This window comes from Hymenobacter guriensis, from assembly GCF_015773195.1.
Classification (GTDB): Bacteria; Bacteroidota; Bacteroidia; order Cytophagales; family Hymenobacteraceae; genus Hymenobacter; species Hymenobacter guriensis.
The window spans coordinates 302,519-320,650 of sequence record NZ_JADWYK010000006.1 but is presented as its reverse complement, the minus strand read 5'-3'; the positions used below and the strand labels follow the sequence as shown (position 1 = coordinate 320,650).

Below are 18,132 nucleotides of genomic sequence, written 5' to 3'. Positions count from 1 at the left end.
CGCGATGCGCGCCCATTGCGCGTCCGTCAGCATAAAGTCCATCCTCCAAAATAATACCTACTGTTAACACTTCCTAGACCCACCGGCAGATCATAGCGAGTTTTGTGGCTACGCTTAATCACCTTTTTACCCCTGATGCCCGACAAAACCCGCAGCGGCGCCAACCTGGGCACCCACACTGCCACCCAGAACCTGAACCTGGCCGATAAGCTTCTGGTGGGCCAGAACACGGCCACCGATGCTGTAAGCAGCACCGGCCAGCGGGTGTACTCGGAGGGACAAGTTAGTATAGGTACAGTACATACCCTGGACGGGAACTACAACAATAATTCCTACGCTGGGCTAGACTAGAAGTAAACAACGATAAGGGGAAATTGGCTACAGGCAATTTTTTAGGAGATGCAGCTGCTAATCCGCCGCAGGAAGGCTCCGGCACCCGCCTGCTGTAGTATCTGCCCAAAGCCGCCTTTCGGGCGGGCTACATCAACGGCACGTAGTGGGACGGTGCCATCGTTGGTCTGTATTCCTTGGTTATGGGCTACAACGTACGCGCCAGCGGCGACTATGCTATAGCCTTCGGCCGGAGCGGTTGCGCGCTCCAACTGCCGCTGCCAGTGCCTCAGCAGAGTCTTCTCTTAAAGCCACCAGCTGCCCTGGATAGGGCCGTAGCCCTATCCAGGGCAGCTGGTGGGCGGGCACTGGCACGGCTTACAGAGAAGGACAAGCCGGCATGGCATCTTTATGCTATACCGGGGCGTGAGTGGAAGGGGTAGTTTTGCCCGTGGGTAAACAACTTCTGCTTCCTCGTCCAATGGCTGCCTTCTCTCCCGAACTACGGCCTCTGCTGGCTGGCTTTGCGCTGTTGCTTCTCGTCCAAAAAGCCGGGGCCCAGTCGGTTGGCATAGGCACCACGGCCCCGGATGGCTCGGCGGCTCTGGAGGTGAAAAGCAGCAGCCAGGGCTTCCTGCCCCCGCGCCTCACCTACCAGCAACGAACAGGCATCAGCAACGCGGCCGCCGGGCTGCTGGTGTACCAGACCGATGCCAGCTCGGTGCCGGCCGCGCCGGCCGGCTATTACTACTACACGGGCACCCAGTGGCTGCCGCTGCTGAGCCAGGGCGACAACCTGGGCAACCACCAGGCCAGCCAGGATGTGGAAGTGGGCCCGTACGCGGTGCGCATCGGCAGCAGCGGCACCAGCAACGTGCTGCTGGGAACCGACAGCGGCCTGGCCCTCACAACGGGCAAAACCAACCAGTTTGTGGGCTACCAGAGCGGGGCGGCCGCTACTACCGGTCAGGGCAACCAGTTCAGCGGCTACCAGAGCGGGTACCGCACCACCACGGGCAGCAACAACCTGTATGTGGGCCTTAAAAGCGGCTACTCCAACACCTACGGCTCCAACGGACTGTACATCGGCTACGAAAGTGGCTACACAAACATGGTGGGCAGCTCCAACCACTTTGTGGGCTACCAGAGCGGCCGCAGCAACAGCAATGGCGACATGAACCAGTTTGATGGCTTCCAGAGCGGCCTGGGCAACACCAATGGCGACCATAACCAGTTCAGCGGGTACCAGAGCGGGTATGCAAATACCACCGGGTATTACAACCAGTTTATCGGCTACCAGAGCGGCTACAGCAACCTCACGAGCTTTCACAACCAGTTTATCGGCTACCAGAGCGGCTACAGCAACAACGGCGGTAACGTCAACCAGTTTATCGGCTACCAGAGCGGGTACCGCAACACTACGGGCGACAACAACCTGTTTATCGGCTACCAGAGCGGGAAGAACGCCACTACGGGCACCCAAAACCAGTTCATTGGCTATCAGAGCGCCTTGGCCAATACCACCGGCAGCTACAACCACTTTTCGGGTTTTCTGACCGGCCACGGTAATACCACCGGCAGCTACAATTATTTCAGCGGCTACCTGAGCGGCTACAGCAACACCACCGGCGCCAACAACCAGTTCGCCGGTGCGAGCAGCGGCTACAACAACACCACCGGCAGCAACAACTGGGCTTTCGGCTTTGAAGCCGGCCCGACGACGGGCAACCTCACCAACGCCGGGGCCATCGGCTACCAGGCCCAGGTCAGCCAGAGCAACTCCCTGGCCCTGGGGGGCACCGGCGCCAACGCCGTGAAGGTCGGCATCGGTACTGCGGCTCCGGCAGCCACGCTCGATGTCAATGGCTTTACCAAGCTGGGCGCCGATGCCCCAGCCATCAAAACCAAAGTGCTGACAGCCACTATTTCCACCACGGCGGCCCAAACCTTTGTGGAGCACGGCCTCAGCGACGACAGCAAGATTCTGAGCGTGACGGCCATGGTGCCTCAGGACAACAACCAGGTTCCGCCTAACTTCAGCCTGAACTCCGGGGTGTTGTACGGGGTGTACATCTACAGCCGGCAGGTAGTGGTGCAAACGGCCAGCGGCAGCGCCTCCACCGATGTGCTGGGTAAGCCCATTCGCATCCTGCTCATCTACCGGGAATAGCTGCGCCGTTGCGGCCGGGCCGGGGAGAGCCTGCCTCTGCCGGGGGAATTTGTGGCTCGACCTGAGGGCAAGGCCAGCGTTAATTAGCTAGCTTGGGCCCCGGATACTTTCAGCCTGACCGCCCCTGCCATGTCCGAACCCGCGCTTACTTCCGCCGACCTGGCGGCCGTGCCCCTGCTGACCGACCTGCCACCTGCCGTGTACGACTGGCTGCTGACCCACGGGGAGCGGCGCGAGTATGCCGCCCAGCAGGATATTATGCGTCCCGGCGAGCCGGCCGACTACATGATGGTGATTCTGCAGGGTGGCCTGCAATTCTTTCGGGTGGTGAACGGGCAGCGGGAGCCAGGCTTTCGGATAGAGGCTGGTCAGATCAGCGGGGTGCTGCCGTACTCGCGCCTGCGCACCAGCAGCGGTTTCGCAGTCACCACCGGGCCCACAGTGCTGCTTGTGCTGCACCGCAGCCTGTTTCCGGAGCTGGAGCAGGTGAGCCCCGAACTGGTGCAGCGCCTGGTGAGTGCCATGAGCGACCGGGCCCGCGACGAAACCCGCGCCCAGGAGCGCGACGAGAAGCTGCGGGCCCTGGGCAAGCTCTCGGCCGGGCTGGCCCACGAGCTTAACAACCCCGCCGCCGCCATTGCCCGTGCCGCCCAGGCCCTGGCCAGCCAGGTAAGCCAGCAGCCCGCGTTTCTGCAGGCGCTGGTGCAGCACTGCCCCACGCCCGAGGCCCTGGCTTTGCTCGTGGCGCTGGCCGAGCCGGCTGCGCCCGAAAACCGGGGCGGTTTCACGGCCCTGGAGTGCGCCGATGAGGAAGACCTGCTGGCCGACTGGCTCGAAACCCAGGGCGTGCCCGATGGCTACCGGCTGGCCGCCCCGTTGCTGCAGGCCGGCCGCACCCGCGCCGAGCTGGAGCCCCTGGCAGCGGTCCTGGCCGCCGAGGCCCGCCCCATTGCCCTGGCCTGGCTGGAAAGCCAGCTGACGGCCCGCTGCCTGCTGCACGACGTACAGGAAGCCTCCACCCGCATCAGCACCTTGGTTTCCAACGTGAAGACCTACTCGCACATGGACCGCGGCGCCAACTACGCCCCGCTGGATGTGCAGGCCGGTCTCGAAAGCACCCTCAACATGCTGGGCTACCGCCTGCGAGAGCGGCAGATCCGGCTGGTGCGCGACTTTGCGCCGGGGCTGCCGCCGGTGCGCGGGCAGGTCAGCTCCCTCAACCAGGTGTGGACCAACCTGCTCGATAACGCCCTGGATGTGCTGCCCGTAGGCGGGCAGCTCGAAGTGCGCACCCAGCGCCAGGGCGAGTTTGTGCAGGTGCTCATCGTGGACAATGGGCCCGGTATTCCGGCGGAGGTGCTGCCGCATATCTTTGAGCCGTTCTTCACCACCAAGCAGGCCGGTGAGGGCACCGGCCTGGGGCTGGATATTGCCCAGCGGATCCTGCGCAACCACGGCGGCCGCCTGGAAGTGCGCTCTGCGCCAGGCCGCACCGAGTTCTGCGCTTGGTTGCCGGTACTTAACTGAGGTGTTGCATCAGATTGCAATTTTCTCAGGCAGCTGCTAAAGAGTGCCTAAGGAGTGGGTAAATAGTGCCTATATCCAAACAGATGTTTATGGGGCTAATACTTAGGCCTTCCCTTCTGCACAAAACCAAGCCATTCACGTTGCCAGACCGTCATGGCGAGGCAGAGCAGAACCTTCCGCGTGTCAAGGTTACCAGCGTAATCCGAATTACTATTGTATGCGGGATGCCGTTCCCTGACTTGATGCGCACCTCCTAAGCATTGATGTACGCAGCTTCATTGCTTGTCACTCTATATTGCCTATCCCCCGACTCATGGAAAAGAAACCCGTTATTCTGGCCGTTGATGATGACCCACAGGTGCTGGCCGCCATCGACCGGGACCTGCGCCAGGAGTTCCGGCGCGACTACCGGGTGCTGCGCGCCAGCTCGGGGGCCGAGGCCCTGGCTACGCTGCGGGAATTGCAAGTGCGCAACGAGTCCCTGGCCTTACTGCTGGCCGACCAGCGCATGCCCGAGATGGAAGGAGTGGAGCTGCTGGAGCAGGCCCGCACCCTGTTCCCGGACGCCCGCCGCGTGCTGCTCACGGCCTACGCCGATACCGAGGCTGCCATCCGGGCCATCAACCACGCCCGCCTCGACTACTACCTGATGAAGCCCTGGGACCCGCCCCAGCAGCTGCTCTACCCCACGCTTCACGACCTGCTAAGCTCCTGGCAGGCTACGCACCAGCCCCGCTTCCAGGGAGTCCGGCTCATCGGGTTTCAATGGTCACCGCTTTCCCACGCCCTCAAAGACTTTCTGGCTGGCTACATGGTGGCGTTTCAGTGGCTTGACTTCGAGGCCCAGCCCGAAGCCGCTGCCCTGCTGGCCCGCGTGGGGTACGGCCCCGCCGATCTGCCGGCCGTCGTATTCGAAGATGGCACTGCGCTGGCCCAGCCAGAGCGCGCCGCCGTGGCCGCCAAGCTGGGCCTGGTGGTGCAGGCCTCGCAGGAGCTCTACGATGTGGTGGTGATTGGGGCCGGCCCCTCGGGGCTGGCGGCGGCCGTGTATGGGGCTTCGGAGGGGCTGAAGACGCTGATTATCGAGCGGGAGTCGCCGGGCGGACAGGCGGGCACCTCCTCGCGCATCGAGAACTACCTGGGCTTCCCCACCGGCCTGAGCGGCACCGAGCTGGCCCACCGGGCATGGAGTCAGGCTGTTCGACTTGGGGCCGAGTTTCTGGCTCCGCAGGAAGTAACAGCCCTCTGCGTGCAGGATGGCTACAAGGTGCTCACGCTCAGCAACGGCAGCGAAGTACGCACGCGCGCCGTGGTGCTCACCACCGGCGTGAGCTACCGCACCCTCGACGTGCCCGGCATTGATGCGCTGACGGGCGCGGGCGTGTACTACGGTGCGGCCCGTACCGAGGCGCGCTCCTGCCAGGAGCAGGATGTGTACATCGTGGGTGGGGGCAACTCGGCCGGGCAGGCCGCTATGTACTTGGCCACCTATGCCCGACGGGTGTACATCCTTATTCGCGGCGAGTCGCTGGCCGCCAGCATGTCGGCTTACCTGATTGAGCAGATCGGCCGCACCCCCAACATCGAAATTCTGCCCCACACCCAGGTGGCCGCCGTGCGCGGGCAGGACCACCTCGAAAGCGTGGTCATCAGTAGCCGGGGCCAGGAAGAGGTGCGGCCGGCGCGGGCCTTATTTGTGTTCATCGGAGCGCGGCCCAGTACCGAGTGGGTGTGCGAGCAGGTCATCTGCGACGCCAAGGGCTTCGTGCTTACGGGCCGCGACCTGGTGCAGGACCCGCGCTACGCCGCCAGCTGGAAGCGCCAGCGTGAGCCGTTTGCCCTGGAAACCTGCGTGCCCGGCATCTTTGCTGCCGGCGACAGCCGGGCCGGGGCCATGGCCCGCGTGGCCTCGGCCGTGGGCGAAGGCAGTATGGCCATCAAGTTCGTGCATCAGTACCTGGACGAGTAGCAGGCCGATGGCTTAGATCAGCATACTTTACAGGCTCTACTCGACTGCCGGCTTTCCTAAATTGTTACCTCGCGGGGCGGAAACGCTATTTTTCTTTTTTAGCCAGTTTTAGCGCCAACATCTTTATCAGCCGCCGTTTTGAGGAAACGCGGCCATTACGCGCCTGCCTGGGTGCTGCAGTCGGGCTAACAATTATGCCTCTGATTCGGTATTAACCGTGTCCGCTGTCTCGCTGAGAGGGGCGGTTTCGTGGTTTCTGTGCTGTAGTCATGCCCCTTTTTACTTCTTCGTCTTTTCTGCGGCCGCTGCTACCGGCCGCAACGGCTCTGCTGCTCAGCGGCTGCGCCGATTTGCTTGAATTCAGTCCGAACGACTACCGCTCGCCCGGCGACCAGCAGGACCTCACGGTCAAGAACCTGGCCCGTCTGCAGGCTGCCCCGCTGCCGCCCGGCGACACCCTGCGCTTTGTGTTTACGGGAGACTCCCAGCGCTTTTATGATGAGGCCGAAGCGCTGGTGAAAAGCGTCAACCAGCAGGCGGGTATCCAGTTTGTGCTCGTAGCCGGCGACATTTCCAACTTCGGAATGGGACGCGAAATGCGCTGGGTAGACGACCAGCTGCGCAAGCTGAGCGTGCCCTACCTCACCGTCATCGGCAACCACGACCAGGTGGGCAACGGCCGCGAGGCTTATCAGCACATCTTCGGACCACTGAACTACTCGTTTACCTACGGGGATACGCAGTTTATCATGACCGACACCAACGGCCGCGAGTACAACTTCAACGGCCACGTGCCCGACCTGCCCTGGGTACAGCAGCAGCTGAGCGACAACGCCGCACGCCGCCAGATTATCGTGTCGCACGTGCCCCCGCAGGACGAGGACTTCGACCCGGCCGTGCGCGACGGATACGTGCGGCTGCTGCGTGAGGCCCCGCGTCTGGCCTTCGAGCTGAATGGGCACCGGCACTCGTTCAGCATCGGGCAGCCCTTCAACGACGGCATCACTTACATCAACTCCGACGGATTCGAGAAAAACCAGTACGTGGTAGTAACCGTGTGGGGCGACAAGGAATTTCGGCTTAAACACGTGCAGTTCTAATGGCAGCGCACCTTCTTCTTTCGGCTTTGCTGGCGTTGCCGCTGGCTTCCGCTGCTGCTCCGCTCGGGCCTGATACCACGGCGCATGCCCCGGCCCAAACCTCCACTCGATTATCCTGGTACCGGCCCCGCCACCTGGTGCTGCAAACCGGCGGCGGCCTGGGCATGGTAGCGGCCGGCGCGGGCTACTCGTTCTGGCGAGACCACGCCGACCTGGATATTCTGGTGGGCTACGTGCCCAAAAAGTACGCGGGCTCTACGCTTTCCCTGGCTTCGGCCAAGTTTCTGTACTCGCCCTGGGTGCTGTCGGTAGGGGAGAAGTGGCAGCTGCGCCCGCTTATGGCAGGCGCTTACTTCAGCTATACCCACGGCACCATCAACGACGAGGAGCGCGGCCAGTACACCAAGGACTACTACTGGTTTTCAACCGACACGCGGGTGGGGCCGCTGCTGGGCAGCCGCGTGGGGTACGCCTTGCCCACTACCACTACCGGCCGCTCGCGCTACCTCTCGGCTTACTATGAGCTGGGTTCCAACGACCTGTACCTCATCAGCTATGCTCAGAACCGCAAGGGGTTGTCGCCGGCCGATATTCTGGTGCTGAGTTTGGGTCTGAAGCTGGATTTCTAGGAAACCTCGGCCGCTAAGCGCGCTGGGCGGCCCGGGCAGCCAGATAGGCGGCGCGGGCCTCGCCCAGCAGCTGCAGGATGCGGCCCCGCTGCCGGAGCAACCCGGCCGTGCGCGCTGGCTCCCGCCGAAACAGGCGCAGGGCCCGCAGGCGGCGCACCCGGGTTTCCAGGTTGTTCCAGTAGCTCAGGGCATAGAAGCCAGTAGGCGCCAGGCTCAGGGCGTACAGCGTGGTCCAGCGCCAGTCCTGGGTGAAGTGATGCACCAGCAGGGTCTGCAGCACGTAAGCCAGGCTGAAGGTCAGCATGCCCGTCACCAGCATAATGGGCGCCACGAACTCCGCGTCCTTGGTGGCGCGCCGGGCCACCATCGACGGCAGCTTGTACGGCAGGTAGTTGTTGATAGCCCCGTACAGATACACCGGAAAGCCCAGCACCAGCCGTAGCGTGGCCTTGGCTGCCCGCGACAGTCGGTTGCCCGGCCGCTGCCGCCCCGACTCCAGGGCCTCGTCCGTCAAACCCAGCTGGCGCAGCTCGTAGAGGTAGGCCGAGAGCTGCCCGCGCACTTCCGCCAGCCGGGCGGGGTCGTGCTGCTCGAAGTACAGGATGCCCTGCTGCACGGTGCGGCTAAGCTGGAAGTTGTCGTAGAGCGTGGTGGGGTCGTCGTCGGGGTTGAGGTGGGAGCCGAAGGTGCGCTCCACTTGCTGGCTGAGCTCGTCCTCGGCCGCGTCGCGGGTGATGACGAGGCGCACCTCCAGCCGCTGGCGGATTTCCTCCGTCAAGGCATCGGCGGCAGCTTCCGGGTCCTGGCGGTACAGGTCGGCGTAGTCGGCCACCCGAATGGTGGGGCCGGGGTTCAGGAAGGCGTCGGAGCGAAAGCGCTGCGGGTCGAAGTAGTTGATGCCCAGCGGTAGAATCTGCAAACCCAGCTGAAAGTTGCGGCGGGCCTCGGCGCCCAGGGCAATGCGGGCCGCTCCGGTTTTGAGGGGGCGCAGGCGCCGCTCCTGCACGCTGGTACCCTCGGGGAAAATCATGATGGTGCCGCGCCGGTCGAAGTAGTCGTAGCAGCGCCCGAAGATGGCCTCGTTCTGGGCGGCTAGCTGCTCGGGCGTAAGCTTTTCGGCCCCGGTTTCCACGTCCTGCCGCCGGTAAATCGGGATGGAGTTGCCCGACTCCATAATGGCCTTCAGGATGGGGTTCTGGAAAAACGTGCTCTTGGCCAGAAAAGCAATAGGGTCGCGCCGGTTCACGGCCACCACTAGCGGGTCCATGAGTGTGTTGGGGTGGTTGCCCACAATCAGCAGCGGCCCCGGCACCTGCAGCCGCTTGGGGTTGCGGACTTCCAGCTGGCGGAAAAAGACACGAAGCGCCACCTGCACCAGGGGCTTCATCACGGTATAAAAGAGCATAGCGCAAGGTAGGGGTTCGGCCGAAGGAAATCGGTGCCGAGAAGACACGAATACGCCGGGATATAGAACTGGTGTTTTAGAGCTGGTTATGCCACTTTATAGGGCGCATACTATTTGTTTGCCAGCAACAGCCAGTCATATCTTTGAAGACTGGCCGGCACTTTCCCAGCGCTGGCAGCTTCTGTTTCGGACTTTATTCCTGATAAGATGCTACTACCTATACGTGTGCCTTTACTGACTGGCTGGGCCCTTGCCGCCTGCCTTTTGCTGACGAATTTCATAACGGCGGAAGCCCAAACCTGGGACCTTGCTTTCTCCGTGGGGGCCGACCCGAACAATGGCAATGCCCGAACAGAAAAAACTGCGACGGACGCCCAGGGCAATACCTACGTGGTAGGGGATTTTCAGGGCACAGTATCCTTTGGCACCCACACCATCACCTCCGCGAGTCCCGATAATCCGGATGTTTTTGTGGCTAAAGCTTCGCCCGATGGGCACTGGCTCTGGGCCGTGACGGGGGGCGGTGCCAGCAACGACGCCGGCAACGGCATAGCCCTGGATGCGGCCGGCAATGCTTACATCACCGGCTCTCTGCGGGCTACGGCTACGTTTGGAAAACTCACGGCTACCAGCACCAGCCTGGGGTCCGACGCCTTCGTGGCCAAGCTGGGTTCGGATGGCCAGTGGCTGTGGCTGACGACCAGCGGTGGAATGGGCGCGGAAGCCGGTACCGCCCTCGGCGTAGATGCCGCCGGCAATATTTACCTCGCCGGCGAGTACAGCTCAACCCCCATAACGTTTGGAAGCTTCACCCTGGAGCCCTACGATGCGGTAGATGTGTTTGTAGCCAGGCTCGACCCGGCTGGCCAGTGGCAGTGGGCCACCCGGGCCGGCGGGCCCTCCAACGACTATGCCGATGCCATGACCGTGGATGCTGCCGGCAACGCCTACCTCACGGGCCAGTTTCTCGGCAAAATGGCGTTCGGCACTGCATTGTCTGTCAGCGGTGGGCGCGACGTGTACGTGGCCAAAATCAATAGCGAAGGCCAGTGGCAGTGGGCCACCCAGGCTGGGGGAACCAACAACGATTACGCCAACGGCATTACGCTCGACCCTGCCGGCAACGTATATACCACGGGCTGGTTTAGCGGCAACATCAAGTTCGGGACCACAGCTACGCTGGCGGCCAGCAGTCCGGGGGGCGTCAACTTCTATGTGGCCAAGCTGAATGCTGGGGGAAAATGGCAGTGGGCTACCCGCACGGCTGGTACCGGCTCCGATACCGGCACCGATATAGTGGCCGATGCCCAGGGACACCTGTTTGTGGCAGGCGAGTTCAGTGGTGCGGTTTCCTTCGGTGCTACCCAGCTTTCTGCGGCGCCAGACAACCAGGGGGAGCTGTTTGTTGCCCGGCTTAGCGCCGCCAACGGCCAGTGGCAATGGGCCACCCAGGCTACCGGTCATGACGAGGCAGAAAGTACCAGCCTCGGCCTCGACGCTACGGGCAACCTTTACCTGGGAGGCTGGCTGCGCAGTACCGACGCGGTCTTTGGAACCGCCCACCTGGCCGGCCCCGGTCCGGGCTTGGTGCAAACGGCGTATTTGGCTAAACTAAACAACGCAAGCACATTTGAGTGGGCCGTGCAGAGCGACGCTGGGGGCGAGAAGCTGATAACCAGCATGGTAACGGACGCCAGTGGCCACGTGTACGTGGCTGGTACGTTTGCCGGCGTAGCCCGCTTCGGTACTACCGTTTTGCGGAGCGAGCTGCAAGGCAACCAGGCTTTTGTAGCCAAGCTCACGGCCAGCGGCCAGTGCCTGTGGGCCGTGCAGGCCGGTAGCGCCGGCTACGATATCATCAGCGGCCTGGCCCTCGACGCGGCCGGCGACTTAGTGGTAACCGGCTCCGTGGCCGCCGCCGCCACTTTCGGTACCCTGCCCCTGGCCCACGGTACCGAGGTGCAGGATGATCTTTTTGTGGCGAAGCTGAGCGCGGCTACCGGTGCCTGGCGCTGGGTTACCAGCGGTGGGGGCAGCGGCCGCGACCGGGGCAATGCCCTCACCACCGACGCGGCCGGCAATATCTACCTCACGGGCTACTTTCAGAGTCCGGCTATCTGGGGCAGCCTCAACCTCACAACAACGCTCAACGGCGACAACGTACTGGTAGCCAAGCTGGATGCCAGCGGCAACTGGCTGTGGGCTAGTGCGGGCGGTTCCTACAGCCCCGACGCCGGCAACGCTATTGCCGTAGATGCCGCCGGCAATACGTATATCACCGGCGTGGCTGGGTTGAGCAGCAGCTTTGGCAATCTTACGCTGAAGGGAGGCCTTAATCCTAGTGCATTTGTAGCTAAGCTCGCCGCCAGCGGCCAATGGGTGTGGGCCACTGAAACCGGCGTCGAGGGCCAGAACATTGGCTACGGCCTGAGCCTCGACGCTTCCGGGAATGTATACGTCACCGGCTCTTTCAAGGGCACCATGATGCTGGGCGAAACTACCCTTCAAAGCTCGGGCCTGGGCGACTTGTACGTAGCCAAACTAACCCCGAATGGCCAGTGGGCGTGGGCCGTCCAGGCTACCAACAACGGCCAGGGCAATGAAACAGGGCGGGCCCTGGCCCTGGATGCTGCTGGCAACGTGTACGTCACAGGCCGCTTTGCGGGGACGAAGACTACGTTCGGTGCCCAGACCATTACTGCTGAGTCCGCTTCGGTATTTGTGGCTCAGTTGGATGCCACTGGCCAGTGGCAGTGGGCCGTAGCTGGCGGCGGCTCTTGGTTGGACGCAAGCAATGCGCTGGCCTTTTCGCCCGACGGCCACCTCTACATTGCCGGCGAACAGTCCAGCCCCCGCGCCACGTTTGGTACGCACGAACTCGCGGGGGGCCGCACGTTCTTCACGGGCTTTGTCGCCCGGTTAGGTGACCTGGATATCGTGACGGCTAATCAGGTGGCCGCTAGGCCGGGGCAGGTACAGGCTTTTCCCAACCCATTCGGGCGTGAGTTACAGGTGCAACTACCGGCCGGAGCGATAACGCTGGCGGCCTACGATGCGCTGGGCCGCCGCTGCTGGCAGCGCAGCCTAAGTAAGGAGGCACGTGGCGGTTTCCTTTCTGTTCCCGAAGCCTCTGCCTGGCCAGCCGGCGTATACCTGCTTACCGTCCGCCAGGGCTCTTACCAGCAGGTTATTCGCGTTATGCATCAGTAAGGTGCGAGCATCCCGCTATGAGCCAGTTGTAGAAAACACAGAAAAGCCCTGCCACTTCGGGTAGGCGGAGCTTTTGCTGAAGGGCAGCAGTAGAGGAGTGTGTCTGTATTCCAAGAACACCAAAAACCTTTGCACAGCTTCTCAGAGCCGCAGCGTCAGCTCGGCGCGGTAGCGGCCGTCGTGCTCGGTAAGGCGCAACTCGTGGGCCCCGGGGTAGTAAAGCTCCAGGCGCTGGCGGATGTTCTGCAGGCCGATACCACCGCTGCGCTTGGGCGAGGCTACTGGGGCTTCGGGCAGCATGTCGTTTTCGATGAGGAAGTGCAGGCAGCCAGGTGTGGTGGTGAGCGTGGCCTCCACGGAGGCATTGTCGGAGAAGTGGTGGCGGCCGTGCTTGAAGCTGTTTTCCACCAGCGGCAGCAGCAGCAGCGGCGGTACCTGCACACCGGTCGGGTCGCCTACGGTCTGGAGCTGTACCCGCGCCCCGGCGTACTTGCGTTGTTCCAGCTCGAAGTAGTTTTCCAGAAACGATACTTCCTCGGCCAGGGCAATCTGCTGCTTGCCGCTGTCGTAGAGCACGTAGCGCATCAGCTCCGAGAGCAGCAAGATAAAGCGCGGGGTTTCGGGCGAGCCGGCCAAACTCAATCCGTAAATGCTGTTGAGGGTATTGAACAGAAAGTGCGGTTGCAGCTGGGCTTTCAACTGCTCCATCTGCAAAGCCATATGGTCTTTTTCGAGGTGGCGGCGGCGGTACTCCTGCTCGAAAGCCACCCGCACAAATGCCACGCAGCTGAAGGCCAGCAGGTCCGTGAACAGTAAGCTCAGATACGGCTGCCGCAGCCGCAGGGCAGCGTAGCTGGCTTCCTGCAGACCGTGGTGGTAAAACTCGGCCAGCAACGGGGGGCTGGCTACGTACTGAAACAGGCCGTGGGCCAGCGCCGTGTTCAGTTTAATGCCCCACCACAGATACAGGATAGATGCCACACCCAGCAGCGCATAGCGGCGGCGGCGCAACAGCACCGGCACCAGCCAGCGGTAGTAGGGCACAATGTAGAGCGTGGCCAGCAACGCAAACAGGATGATCTGCGGGTAGGGAAAGTTGGAGCGCCCGACGGGCCGGTGCAGCCGCGCGGCCTCCGTCATGAAGTCGTTGTACTTGTAGAGGCATACATACAGGCCCCAGATCAGGCCCTCGAAAATGAGTGGAAAGCGGCTGGGGCGGTCGGCGGCGGTGGTTTGCATGAAGCCAAGTTGGGGGATTTTCTGACCGATTGCGGCATCAACTGGCGGGCATTTCGACCAATGCGGGCATTTTTTCGACTAAAAAAAGGAGTTGTCGGCTTCGTCTTACCAAAGCCGTGGCTGGTCGAAAAACGGGCTGCAAACGCGCTGGGAGGTAGTTGCTTTGTCCTATTCCCAGCCGATTGGCGGTTGGGCCTCCCGCTACCTCCCTGCTTTCTTCCAGCCCCATGAAAAACGCTTCCGCCTCCCTGTTTCTCCTGGCTTCCTTGGCCGCCGTGCCCGCCACTGCCACTGCCCAAACTACTTCCACCGCCGCGCAGCAGCCCACCCTGCCCGCCCTGGTAGGTGCCGCCACCGATAGCCTCAGCCGCCGCCCGCTCCCCTTTGCCACGGTGGTGCTACAGCCCGCCAGCGGGGCCGCTCTCAGCACGGTGGGCAACGAGCACGGAGCCTTCCGCTTCGAGCAGGTGCCGGCCGGGTCCTATCAGCTGCAGGTGCGCTACCTGGGCTACCGGCCTAGCGCCCCGCGGGCCGTTACGCTCACGTCGGGACAGCCGGTGGTGCTGGGGGCGGTGGTGCTAGCCCCAGCGGCCGGCAAGCTGCAGGGCGTCACCGTTACGGCGACCAAGCCCTTTATTGAGCAGCGGGCCGGCAAGCTGGTACTGAACGTGGCGGCCAGCCCCATTGCCGCCGGCGGCAATGCCTACGACGTGCTGGGCCGCGCCCCCGGCGTGCTGGAGCAAGGCGGCGGCTTTCAGCTGCGCGGCAAAATGGTATCGGTGCTGCTCGATGGCAAGCCCACCAACATGAGCGGCGCGGAGCTGAAAATGATGCTGGAAGCCATGCCGGCCAACACACTCGACCAGGTGGAAGTCATTGCCAATCCATCGGCCCGCTACGATGCCAACGGGGCGGCCATCATCAACATCATCACCGCCAAGGGCCGCAAGCTGGGTACCAATGGCACAGCAACGGCGGGTGTGGGAGTGGGCCGGTACGGCCGCTACAACGCTGGCCTTGGCCTAAACCACCGCACCGCCCGCCTGAACGTGTATGGCAGCCTCGACCGCCAGGAAAACCAGGTATACAGTACCACCAACTCTTTTCGCCGCCTGGGTGAGGGACTAGAAATCCGCGAAGGAGGCCAAGAGGAGCGCCACAACCAGAACAATTCCGCCAAGCTGGGCTTCGACTATGAGCTGAGCAAAAATGCCTCGGCTGGGGTGCTGCTGAAAGGCATGCGCAACACCCGGGAGCGGAACGGCCAGAACCTGGCCTGGCTTACCACCGATGTGCTGCAGTCGGCCGCGCAGGTGCATACGGCGGGCAGCGCGCAGTTTCTGAGCCCCTCCGTGAATGTGTACTACAAAACCAGGCTCGATACCACCGGCCGCACCCTAAGTTTGAACGCCGACTACTTCGGCTACCGCAAAGACTGGCACAACGACTACACCACCCGGGCCTTCGATGGCCGCATGACGGAAACTGGCCCCGCCAGCCTGCTGCGCGACAACTCACCGGCCCGCAATTCCGTGCGCTCGGCCTCGGCCGACTACACCCAGCCCCTGGGCAAAGGCACCCTGGAAGCCGGCCTGAAAACCACCTTCACCACCACCGACAACGACATCCGCTGGGAGCAGGCCCCGGCCGGCCAGCCCTGGGCGGTGGATCTGGGCAAAACCAACCACTTCATCTACCGCGAAAACGTGAATGCCGCCTACGCTACTGTGAACCGCACGGTGCGTAAAGTGGACATGCAGCTGGGCCTGCGCGCCGAGCAAACCAACACTACGGGCACTTCCCTCACCACCGGTCAAACCACCAACCGGCACTACCTGAATCTGTTTCCGAGCGTGTCGGCCCAGTACAACAAGTCGGAAAAGGTGCAGCTGGGTCTGGCTTACAGCCGCAAGATTGACCGGTTTGCCTTCGGCATCGTGAACCCCTTCGTCACCTACATCAGCCAGTACCGCTACGCCCAGGGCAACCCCGATATCCGCCCGTCCTTCTCACACAACTTCGAGCTTACGCACTCCTACAACAACCTGCTCAGCACGTCCATCAGCTATGGCCATCATACCCAGGTGCTGGTGGATAGCTACCACCAGGTGGAGGGCACGCCGGTGGTGGTCAACTCCTTCCGCAACTACGGCAGCGCCGAGTCCATTTCGGCTAGCACCACGCTCATGAAGCCCCTGCTCAACGGCAAGTGGATGACCGTGACGACGCTGGGTTTGGAATATGCCCGCGTAAACAGCCTGACCACCGGCCTGGGTGCCGCTCGCCCTGCCACTTATGTATCCAGCAACCACACCCTCACGCTGCCCTACGGCTTCAAGGCCGAAGCTTCGGCCATGTACATGTCGCCGATGACGTTTGGGGGACTGGCCTTCAAAGCCCGCTTCAGCAGCAGCCTGGGCGTTTCCCGGTCTTTTTTCAAGGATGCCGCCATGCTCACGCTCAACGTCACCGACGTGCTGAACACCCAGCAGAACCGCTACGACGTGCTGGCCAACGGCATCAACTCCGTAAACCGCGACAAAGCCGAAAGCCGCTTCGTGAAGCTCAACTTCAGCTACAAGTTCGGCAACCAGCGTGTGAAAGGCAGCCAGCGCCGCAACACGGGCATTGAGGCCGAAAAGTCGCGCATGGAGAACTAGGGTTCGTCTTCCCACAGAGTGCTGCTTGCCCCGGTGCTTCTCTTCCCCGAAGGAGAGGCGCCGGGGTAAAGCCGCTTCACACCAGTATTCCCGGAGCTGATTGGGTGGCCGTCAGCGCGATGTAGAGACGCATACTTGCGTCTCGTCGGCTGCGCCATAACAACGATTATCGTTCAACGAGGAGACGCAAGTGAGCCTTTCTACACCGGTTAATGGCCTGAGAAATCAGCGCAGACAGCGTTCCGGTCATTGAGTCAGTGCGAAGGCGCGAACTACCAAGTCCGCGCTAAGGCCCCAGGATATGAGTGCTGCCTCGCCTCAGGTTTCGACTAATGGGGTGGTTTTTTCGACCAAAAAAGCGGGCGGTTGCCTTCGTCGCCGCGGGGCCGGGCTTGGTCTAATAAGGCTTCATTTCGCCTCCGGGGTCCGGTTCCTTTGTGTCGTTGCCAGTCGCTGAAACGGCCGGCCTTTCTCTCCCCGACATCCTGTAACCTGACTGAACCCATGAAAACCATCTTCCGCTCCCTGCTCGCCGCCGCTCTGCTCACCGGCACTTCCGTAGCTTCTTTCGCTCAATCGGCCCCTGCTGCTCCGGCCGCCGCCGACACAGCCCGCCTCACCCTCGACGCCTCCGTGGTAAACGCGGTGAATACCCAGAGCTTCTACCTGTTTCGCCAGGCCGTGCAGCCGCTCATCAAGCAGATGCGCGACAAAAAAGTGGTAGCCCTGGGCGAAGGTACCCACGGCTCGGCCGAGTTCTACAAGCTGCGCTTCTGGCTCACGCGCATTCTGATGGAGGATGAAGGCTTCACGCAGGTAGCCCTCGAAAACACCTATGCCGACTGCTACCGCCTGAACGAGGCCCTGCACTCCCGCACGGTCGGCGACCTGAAGCCGCTGATGAAAAAGCACCTGCTCAGCATCTGGCAAAACCGCGAAACCGAGGAAATGCTGAACTGGATGCACACCTACAACACCAGCCACCTGCGCAAAGTAGAGCTGCGGGGCATCGACGGCATGTTTGGCACCACGGCCGCCGAGGTGTTGCAGGAGCAGCTGGCCCGCACCACACCCGAAATAACAGCCCTGACTGAGCAGCTCGTGCAGCACACCCAGTACCACGATAAGGTATGGACGAACCTGAACGACCGTAGCATCCCCTTCAAGCGCCCCGAGATGCTGGCCAACGGCTGGGCCGGCTACGAAGCTACCGAGAAGCTGGAAAAAGCGTTGACCGGCATAAAGCTCACCCGCCGGCAGGCCCCGGTCGTGGCCGGCGCCCTCAAAAACCTGCACCACTACTTCGATACATTCTACCAGCCCAAAGTAAACAAGCAGGAGTCGTCGCGCGACAGCCTGATGGCCGAAATGACCCGGTTCCTGGTGCGTGACAAGGGCAGCAAAGTCATCGTGTGGGCGCACGATGCGCACGTGTCGCGGCGCCTGGCCGTGCCTGGCGACAACAACGGCGGCGGCACCGGCAAATTCCTGGAGCGCATGTTCCCCGGACAGTACTTCGTGCTGGGCAGCACCACGGCCACGGGCACGGTAGCCGCCACCACGCACCGCTTCATTTCCCCGCTCAGCCCCATGGCTTCTTACCCCCTGGAGGCGCCGGTAGCCGGCTCCTGGGAAGCCAGCCTGCAGGGCCTCACGCCCGCCGTGTTTTACCTGAACACCAATCAGCTGCAGGCTGCAGATGTGCGGCGCCCGCACCGCCTGGTGGGCTACGGCCCCGAGAGTGGCAAGGACAGCTACTTCCCCTTCAAGCTTTCGGAAGCCTACGATGCTCTGCTGTTTGTGCGCCAGACCACGGCCGCCACGCCCCTGTAAGCAAGTTCAATGCGCCAACCGGCGCCCGCCCCCGACCTCGTACCGGGGGCGGGCGGTGAA

General features: G+C 62.7%; 11 protein-coding genes. 9 read left to right on the top strand and 2 right to left on the bottom strand.

All coding sequences use genetic code 11. The features are described from left to right. Window positions 1–135: 135 nt before the first annotated feature. The 6 genes from I5L79_RS12435 to I5L79_RS12405 all read left to right on the top strand — a co-directional run bounded on the left by I5L79_RS12435 (window position 136) and on the right by I5L79_RS12405 (window position 7,725). Window positions 136–351, top strand: a complete 216-nt coding sequence (locus I5L79_RS12435) for a hypothetical protein (protein ID WP_196955378.1) — start codon at window positions 136–138, stop codon at window positions 349–351. 460 nt (window positions 352–811) lie between these two features. After that, a complete protein-coding gene (locus tag I5L79_RS12425; RefSeq protein WP_196955376.1) occupies window positions 812–2,500 on the top strand; it encodes an autotransporter outer membrane beta-barrel domain-containing protein in 1,689 nt (562 codons plus the stop codon). Between the two features lie 129 nt (window positions 2,501–2,629). Further along, window positions 2,630–4,027 (top strand): sensor histidine kinase, encoded by a 1,398-nt coding sequence (locus I5L79_RS12420; RefSeq protein WP_196955375.1) that lies wholly within the window; start codon window positions 2,630–2,632, stop codon window positions 4,025–4,027. Window positions 4,028–4,340: 313 nt separating this feature from the next. Then, window positions 4,341–5,996: an FAD-dependent oxidoreductase gene (locus I5L79_RS12415; RefSeq protein ID WP_196955374.1), complete on the top strand. Its 1,656-nt coding sequence runs from the start codon at window positions 4,341–4,343 to the stop codon at window positions 5,994–5,996. 269 nt (window positions 5,997–6,265) lie between these two features. Continuing rightward, on the top strand, window positions 6,266–7,096 hold the full coding sequence (locus I5L79_RS12410; protein ID WP_196955373.1) for a metallophosphoesterase family protein: 831 nt from the start codon (window positions 6,266–6,268) through the stop codon (window positions 7,094–7,096). Beyond that, window positions 7,096–7,725 carry a hypothetical protein gene (locus I5L79_RS12405; protein ID WP_196955372.1) on the top strand — a complete coding sequence of 210 codons (630 nt, stop codon included), beginning with the start codon at window positions 7,096–7,098 and terminating at the stop codon, window positions 7,723–7,725. The genes I5L79_RS12410 and I5L79_RS12405 overlap by 1 nt, the downstream gene beginning before the upstream one ends. A 13-nt stretch (window positions 7,726–7,738) precedes the next feature. Here the strand turns inward: I5L79_RS12405 and I5L79_RS12400 are convergent, their stop codons facing one another. Then, window positions 7,739–9,130, bottom strand: coding sequence for a lysophospholipid acyltransferase family protein (locus tag I5L79_RS12400; protein ID WP_196955371.1), 1,392 nt, complete (start codon window positions 9,128–9,130; stop codon window positions 7,739–7,741). 264 nt (window positions 9,131–9,394) lie between these two features. Between I5L79_RS12400 and I5L79_RS12395 the strand changes: the two genes are divergently transcribed. Beyond that, the gene (locus tag I5L79_RS12395; protein ID WP_196955370.1) at window positions 9,395–12,340 is read left to right on the top strand and encodes an SBBP repeat-containing protein; all 2,946 of its coding nucleotides are present in this window, start codon (window positions 9,395–9,397) and stop codon (window positions 12,338–12,340) included. Between the two features lie 141 nt (window positions 12,341–12,481). Here I5L79_RS12395 and I5L79_RS12390 read toward each other — a convergent pair whose 3' ends face one another. Continuing rightward, on the bottom strand, window positions 12,482–13,579 hold the full coding sequence (locus I5L79_RS12390) for a sensor histidine kinase (RefSeq protein WP_196955369.1): 1,098 nt from the start codon (window positions 13,577–13,579) through the stop codon (window positions 12,482–12,484). A 227-nt stretch (window positions 13,580–13,806) separates the two neighbouring features. Here I5L79_RS12390 and I5L79_RS12385 point away from each other — a divergent pair, with 227 nt between their 5' ends. Together I5L79_RS12385 and I5L79_RS12380 are read left to right on the top strand one after the other, a co-directional pair. Beyond that, complete coding sequence (locus tag I5L79_RS12385) at window positions 13,807–16,239, top strand: TonB-dependent receptor (RefSeq protein ID WP_196955368.1); 2,433 nt, start codon at window positions 13,807–13,809, stop codon at window positions 16,237–16,239. Between the two features lie 504 nt (window positions 16,240–16,743). Then, window positions 16,744–18,072, top strand: a complete 1,329-nt coding sequence (locus I5L79_RS12380; protein WP_196955367.1) for an erythromycin esterase family protein — start codon at window positions 16,744–16,746, stop codon at window positions 18,070–18,072. Window positions 18,073–18,132: the final 60 nt, after the last annotated feature.

What these genes read in the sequence shown, in the direction of transcription:
- I5L79_RS12435 (WP_196955378.1), top strand. Translation starts at nt 136, where the DNA reads ATGCCCGACAAAACCCGCAGCGGCGCCAACCTGGGCACCCACACTGCC.
- I5L79_RS12425 (WP_196955376.1), top strand. Translation starts at nt 812, where the DNA reads ATGGCTGCCTTCTCTCCCGAACTACGGCCTCTGCTGGCTGGCTTTGCG.
- I5L79_RS12420 (WP_196955375.1), top strand. Translation starts at nt 2,630, where the DNA reads ATGTCCGAACCCGCGCTTACTTCCGCCGACCTGGCGGCCGTGCCCCTG.
- I5L79_RS12415 (WP_196955374.1), top strand. Translation starts at nt 4,341, where the DNA reads ATGGAAAAGAAACCCGTTATTCTGGCCGTTGATGATGACCCACAGGTG.
- I5L79_RS12410 (WP_196955373.1), top strand. Translation starts at nt 6,266, where the DNA reads ATGCCCCTTTTTACTTCTTCGTCTTTTCTGCGGCCGCTGCTACCGGCC.
- I5L79_RS12405 (WP_196955372.1), top strand. Translation starts at nt 7,096, where the DNA reads ATGGCAGCGCACCTTCTTCTTTCGGCTTTGCTGGCGTTGCCGCTGGCT.
- I5L79_RS12400 (WP_196955371.1), bottom strand. Translation starts at nt 9,130, where the DNA reads ATGCTCTTTTATACCGTGATGAAGCCCCTGGTGCAGGTGGCGCTTCGT.
- I5L79_RS12390 (WP_196955369.1), bottom strand. Translation starts at nt 13,579, where the DNA reads ATGCAAACCACCGCCGCCGACCGCCCCAGCCGCTTTCCACTCATTTTC.
- I5L79_RS12385 (WP_196955368.1), top strand. Translation starts at nt 13,807, where the DNA reads ATGAAAAACGCTTCCGCCTCCCTGTTTCTCCTGGCTTCCTTGGCCGCC.
- I5L79_RS12380 (WP_196955367.1), top strand. Translation starts at nt 16,744, where the DNA reads ATGAAAACCATCTTCCGCTCCCTGCTCGCCGCCGCTCTGCTCACCGGC.